Source organism: Streptomyces olivaceoviridis (assembly GCF_014650115.1).
GTDB lineage: Bacteria > Actinomycetota > Actinomycetes > Streptomycetales > Streptomycetaceae > Streptomyces > Streptomyces olivaceoviridis.
In genome coordinates, this window is record NZ_BMUI01000026.1 from 101,016 (window position 1) to 107,120 (window position 6,105).

Here is a 6,105-nt window from a genome sequence, read left to right on the forward strand (position 1 = left end):
ACTCATGGGAGCCCAGCTCCGGGTCTACAAGCGTCGCATCCGATCCGTCAGCGCGACCAAGAAGATCACCAAGGCGATGGAGATGATCGCCGCCTCGCGCGTCGTCAAGGCGCAGCGCAAGGTGGCGGCCTCCACGCCGTACGCGCAGGAGCTCACGCGCGCGGTCACGGCGGTCGGTACGGGTTCGAACACCAAGCATCCGCTCACCACGGAGACGGAGAACCCGACCCGTGCCGCGGTCCTGCTCCTCACGAGCGACCGCGGTCTGGCCGGCGCCTTCAACTCCAACGCCATCAAGGCGGCGGAGCAGCTGACCGAGCGCCTGGAGCGCGAGGGCAAGCAGGTCGACACGTACATCGTCGGCCGGCGCGGTGTGGCCCACTACAACTTCCGTGAGCGCAAGATCGCGGAGTCGTGGAGCGGCTTCACCGACGAGCCCACGTACGCGGACGCCAAGAAGGTGGCGGCGCCGCTGATCGAGGCCATCGAGAAGGAGACGGCCGAGGGCGGCGTGGACGAACTCCACATCGTCTTCACCGAGTTCGTCTCGATGATGACGCAGACGGCGCTCGACGCCCGGCTGCTGCCGCTGCGCCTCGAAGAGGTCGCCGAGGAGGCTCACCCCAAGGGCGAGATCCTCCCGCTGTACGACTTCGAGCCCTCGGCGGAGGACGTCCTCGACGCCCTGCTGCCGCGCTACGTGGAGAGCCGTATCTACAACGCGCTGCTCCAGTCGGCCGCTTCGAAGCACGCCGCCACGCGGCGCGCGATGAAGTCGGCCACCGACAACGCGGGCGAGCTGATCAACACGCTCTCCCGTCTTGCCAACGCGGCCCGCCAGGCCGAAATCACCCAGGAAATCAGCGAGATCGTCGGTGGCGCGAGCGCCCTGGCCGACGCGACCGCGGGGAGTGACCGATAAATGACCACCACTGTTGAGACCGCGACGGCTACGGGCCGCGTCGCCCGGGTCATCGGCCCGGTCGTCGACGTGGAGTTCCCCGTCGACGCGATGCCGGACATCTACAACGCCCTCCACGTCGAGGTCGCCGACCCGGCCAACGCGGGCGAGAAGAAGACGCTGACCCTGGAGGTCGCCCAGCACCTGGGTGACGGCCTGGTCCGCACCATCTCCATGCAGCCGACCGACGGTCTGGTCCGCCAGGCCCCGGTCGTCGACACCGGCGACGGCATCACCGTCCCGGTCGGTGACTTCACCAAGGGCAAGGTGTTCAACACCCTCGGTGAGGTGCTGAACGTCGACGAGCAGTACGAGGGCGAGCGCTGGTCCATCCACCGCAAGGCCCCGAACTTCGACGAGCTTGAGTCGAAGACCGAGATGTTCGAGACCGGCGTCAAGGTCATCGACCTGCTGACCCCGTACGTCAAGGGCGGCAAGATCGGTCTGTTCGGCGGCGCCGGCGTCGGCAAGACGGTGCTCATCCAGGAGATGATCTACCGTGTCGCCAACAACCACGACGGTGTCTCCGTGTTCGCCGGTGTCGGTGAGCGCACCCGTGAGGGCAACGACCTGATCGAGGAGATGTCCGACTCGGGCGTCATCGACAAGACCGCGCTGGTCTTCGGTCAGATGGACGAGCCGCCGGGCACCCGTCTGCGCGTCGCGCTGGCCGGCCTCACCATGGCCGAGTACTTCCGTGACGTCCAGAAGCAGGACGTGCTGTTCTTCATCGACAACATCTTCCGCTTCACGCAGGCCGGTTCCGAGGTCTCCACGCTGCTCGGCCGTATGCCGTCCGCGGTGGGTTACCAGCCGAACCTGGCCGACGAGATGGGCCTCCTCCAGGAGCGCATCACCTCGACCCGCGGTCACTCGATCACCTCGATGCAGGCGATCTACGTCCCCGCCGACGACCTGACCGACCCGGCCCCGGCCACCACCTTCGCCCACCTCGACGCGACGACGGTTCTGTCCCGTCCGATCTCCGAGAAGGGCATCTACCCGGCCGTGGACCCGCTGGACTCCACGTCCCGGATCCTGGACCCGCGCTACATCTCGCAGGACCACTACAGCGCTGCCATGCGCGTGAAGACGATCCTGCAGAAGTACAAGGACCTCCAGGACATCATCGCGATCCTCGGTATCGACGAGCTCGGCGAGGAGGACAAGCTCGTCGTCCACCGTGCCCGTCGTGTGGAGCGCTTCCTGTCCCAGAACACCCACGTCGCCAAGCAGTTCACCGGCGTGGACGGCTCGGACGTGCCGCTCGACGAGTCGATCGCCGCGTTCAACGCGATCTGCGACGGCGAGTACGACCACTTCCCCGAGCAGGCGTTCTTCATGTGCGGTGGTCTTGAGGACCTCAAGAAGAACGCGAAGGAGCTGGGCGTCTCCTGACTTCGGGCACTCGCCTGAGTCGTGAGGGGGCGGGGTACGTCCCGCCCCCTCACTCACGCCCACTAGAATTGACCCCAACACCCGGCACCCCTGCCGGGTGGTGACCCGAGGAGCCACCCTTGGCTGCTGAGCTGCACGTCGAGCTGGTCGCCGCCGACCGCCAGGTCTGGTCCGGCGAGGCCACCCTGGTCGTCGCGCGCACCACGTCCGGCGACATCGGCGTCATGCCCGGTCACCAGCCGCTGCTCGGTGTGCTGGAGTCGGGCCCGGTGACCATCCGTACGAGTGAAGGTGGAACGGTCGTCGCCGCGGTGCACGGCGGTTTCGTCTCGTTCGCGGACAACAAGCTGTCCCTGCTGGCCGAGATCGCCGAGCTGTCGGACGAGATCGATGTCCAGCGCACGGAGCGGGAACTGGAGCGTGCGAAGGCGGAGGGCGACGCCGTCGCCGAGCGCCGCGCGGACGTCCGACTGCGTGCTGCGACGGCGCGCTGAACCAGCCGCGCCGTACGTTGACGTCACTCAGCCGCGGCCGGCCCGGAGCAATCCGGTGCCGGTCGCGGCTGAGGCAGATGTGGGTGTTTTTTCCGTTTCATTACTCAGTCGTAGAAGCAGTTCTACCTAGGAGACGAGGAGGTCGGTGCCGATGGTCCTCGCTCTGACTGTGTGCGGGATCGTGGTCGCGCTCGTGGTGGTGGGACTGTTCCTGTTCGGGCTGCGCCGCAGGCTCATCCAGCGCTCCGGTGGCACCTTCGACTGTTCGCTGCGCTGGGACCTGCCCGAGAATCCGGACTCGGGCGGCAAGGGCTGGTCCTACGGTGTCGCCCGCTACAACGGCGACCGGATCGAGTGGTACCGGGTCTTCTCCTACGCCCCCCGCCCCCGCCGCGTCCTGGAGCGCGGTCAGATCGAGGTGGCCGGGCGCCGGCTGCCCGAGGGCGAGGAGGAGCTGGCGCTGCTGTCCGACGCGGTGGTGCTGGCCTGTACGCACCGGGGCACGCGCCTGGAACTCGCCATGAGCGAAGACGCGCTGACCGGTTTCCTCGCGTGGCTGGAGGCAGCCCCGCCGGGTCAGCGCGTCAATGTCGCTTAGTGCTCTGTTCGCTCTTACAGGTTGCTGCTGATCGCGTTCACCAGTTCACCGTTGCTGGTGTCGCCGCTGAACTCCCAGAAGAACGCGCCGCCGAGGCCCTGGTTCTTGGCCCACGCCATCTTCGAGGCGATGGTGGCGGGGGTGTCGTACGACCACCAGTTGCTGCCGCAGTGCGCGTAGGCGGTGCCGGCGACGGTGCCGGTGGCCGGGCAGGACGTCTTGAGGACCTTGTAGTCCTCGATGCCCTGCTCGTAGGTGCCGGTCGCCGGGCCGGTGGCCGTGCCGCCCGGGGCGTCCTGGGTGACGCCGGTCCAGCCGCGGCCGTAGAAACCGATGCCGATGAGCAGCTTCTTCGCGGGCACGCCGATCGCCTTGAACTTGGCCATCGCGTCGGCGGTGGTGAAGCCCGCCTTCGGGATGCCGTCGTACGAGGTGAGCGGGGAGTGGGGGGCGGTGGGGCCCTTGGCGTCCCAGGCGCCGAAGAAGTCGTACGTCATCACGTTGTACCAGTCGACGTACTGGGCGGCGCCCGCGTAGTCCGCGGCCTCGATCTTGCCGCCGGCCGAGCCGTCGGCGGTGGTGGCCGCGGTGACCAGGTTGTTCGAGCCGAACTTGGCGCGCAGCGCGGACATCACGTTCTTGAAGGCCGCGGCCCCGCTGGTGTCACAGGTCAGACCGCAGGCGTTCGGGTACTCCCAGTCGATGTCGATGCCGTCGAAGACATCGGCCCAGCGCGGGTCCTCGACCAGGTCGTAGCAGGACTGGGCGAAGGCGGCCGGGTTCTTGGCCGCGTCCGCGAAGCCGCCGGACCAGGTCCAGCCGCCGAAGGACCACAGCACCTTGATGTTCGGGTACTTGGCCTTCAGCTGCCGCAGCTGGTTGAAGTTGCCGCGCAGCGGCTGGTCCCAGGTGTCGGCGACGCCGCTGACCGACTGGTCGGCGGTGAAGGCCTTGTCGTAGTCGGCGTAGGAGTCGCCGATCGCGCACTTGCCGCCGGTGACGTTGCCGAAGGCGTAGTTGATGTGTGTGATCTTGGCCGCGGAGCCGGACGTCACCAGGTTCTTGACGTTGTAGTTGCGGCCGTAGATGCCCCACTCGGTGAAGTAGCCGAGCTTGACCTTGTCGCCGGTGGGCGGGGGAGTGGTGCCGCCGCCGGTGGTGTGCACCTTGACCGCGCCGCTGGCCGGGCCGGTCTGGTCGGCGGTGTCACGGGCCTGCACGGTGTAGGAGTAGTCGGTGCCGGCGGTCAGGCCCGTGTCGGTGTACGACGTGGTGGTGACCGTGGCGACCTTGGAGCCGTCGCGCAGGACGTCGTAGTTCTTGACGCCCTTGTCGTCGGTGGCCGCGCTCCAGGAGAGCTTCACCGAGGTGTCGGTGACCGAGGAGGCGGTGGGGGTGCCGGGGGCGGAGGGGGCCGCGTCGCCGGGGACCGTCGTGCCGTCGCAACTGTCGCCGTTCAGCTTGCAGTTGGACGGGGAGCCGGAGCCCGCGCCGTTGAAGCCGAAGGAGACGGAGGCGCCCGGGGCGAGGGTGCCGTTGTAGGACTTGTTCTTCGCGGTCCAGTGGGTGCCGGAGCCGGTGACGTCCGCGTCCCAGGCGGAGGTGACGGACGTGCCGGAGGGGAAGTCCCACTCGACGGTCCAGGAACTGATGCTGCTGGTACCGGTGTTCTTGATGGTCCACTGACCACCGAAGCCGGTGCCCCAGTCGCTCGTCTTGGTGAAGCCGGCCGTCGCGTTGGCCGCCGCCTGGGCGGGGCTCGCGAGTCCGACCAGGCCGGCCAGGGGGAGCAACAGGGTCGCGAACCCTGCCGCGGCTCTGTGTCTGAAGCGCATGCTGCGCCTCCCTCGTCATCGGGGGTGTCAGGGGCATGACTGAGCCTTCACGCCCACGGTGCTGCGAGGGTAGAAAGGTCTGGACCACCCGTCAATAGGTCTGGACCATTCCTGTGGCAAGCCGCGCTAGACCCCCAACTCCCTGGCGAGCACCGCCGCTTGCACCCGGCTGCGCAGCCCCAGCTTGGCCAGCAACCGGCTGACGTGCGTCTTCACCGTGCCCTCTGCCATGTCCAGCCGGGCCGCGATCTCCGCGTTCGACAGGCCCTCGCCGATACAGCGCAGCACCTCCCGCTCCCGCCGGGTGAGCCCCTCCAGCACGGCCGGGTCGGCCTCCGCCTCCCGCGCCGGGGCCGCGGCGAACTCGGCGATCAGCCGCCGGGTCACCGCCGGGGCGACGATCCCCTCACCGCGCGCCACCGTCCGCACCGCCTCCAGCAGCTGCCCCGCCTCGGCGTTCTTCAGCAGGAACCCGGCCGCGCCCGCCCGCAGCGCCCCGAAGACGTACTCGTCGAGGTCGAAGGTGGTCAGCACGAGCACGTCCGCCAGCCGCTCGGCGACGATCCGCCGGGTCGCGGACACCCCGTCCAGCCGGGGCATCTGCACGTCCATCAGGACCAGATCCGGACCGAGGCCGCGGGTCAGCTCGACCGCCTGCTCGCCGTCCGCCGCCTCGCCGACCACCTCGATGTCCGGCGCGCTGCGCAGGATCAGGACGAGCCCGGCGCGGACGGCGGACTGGTCCTCGGCGACCAGGACACGGATCATGCGGGGTCCTTAAGAATGTTGGCGGTCCGGAAGGACCGGGTGTGGCTGATG

General features: G+C 68.6%; 6 protein-coding genes. 4 read left to right on the plus strand and 2 right to left on the minus strand.

Features of this window, described 5'->3' with window-relative positions:
• Positions 1 to 4 precede the first annotated feature (4 nt).
• The 4 genes from IE273_RS34610 to IE273_RS34625 all read left to right on the plus strand — a co-directional run bounded on the left by IE273_RS34610 (position 5) and on the right by IE273_RS34625 (position 3,451).
• Entirely contained in the window at positions 5 to 922 is a 918-nt protein-coding gene (locus IE273_RS34610) for a F0F1 ATP synthase subunit gamma (RefSeq protein WP_014675013.1), read from the plus strand.
• A complete protein-coding gene (gene atpD / locus IE273_RS34615; RefSeq protein ID WP_189819074.1) occupies positions 923 to 2,359 on the plus strand; it encodes a F0F1 ATP synthase subunit beta in 1,437 nt (478 codons plus the stop codon). It abuts the gene before it with no gap.
• 119 nt (positions 2,360 to 2,478) lie between these two features.
• Entirely contained in the window at positions 2,479 to 2,853 is a 375-nt protein-coding gene (locus IE273_RS34620; protein WP_189819075.1) for a F0F1 ATP synthase subunit epsilon, read from the plus strand.
• A 151-nt stretch (positions 2,854 to 3,004) separates the two neighbouring features.
• A complete protein-coding gene (locus IE273_RS34625) occupies positions 3,005 to 3,451 on the plus strand; it encodes a DUF2550 domain-containing protein (protein WP_189819076.1) in 447 nt (148 codons plus the stop codon).
• A 14-nt stretch (positions 3,452 to 3,465) separates the two neighbouring features.
• Here IE273_RS34625 and IE273_RS34630 read toward each other — a convergent pair whose 3' ends face one another.
• Together IE273_RS34630 and IE273_RS34635 are read right to left on the minus strand one after the other, a co-directional pair.
• Entirely contained in the window at positions 3,466 to 5,286 is a 1,821-nt protein-coding gene (locus IE273_RS34630; RefSeq protein WP_189819077.1) for a glycoside hydrolase family 18 chitinase, read from the minus strand.
• A 126-nt stretch (positions 5,287 to 5,412) separates the two neighbouring features.
• Positions 5,413 to 6,054, minus strand: a complete 642-nt coding sequence (locus IE273_RS34635) for a response regulator (RefSeq protein WP_189819078.1) — start codon at positions 6,052 to 6,054, stop codon at positions 5,413 to 5,415.
• Positions 6,055 to 6,105 lie beyond the last annotated feature (51 nt).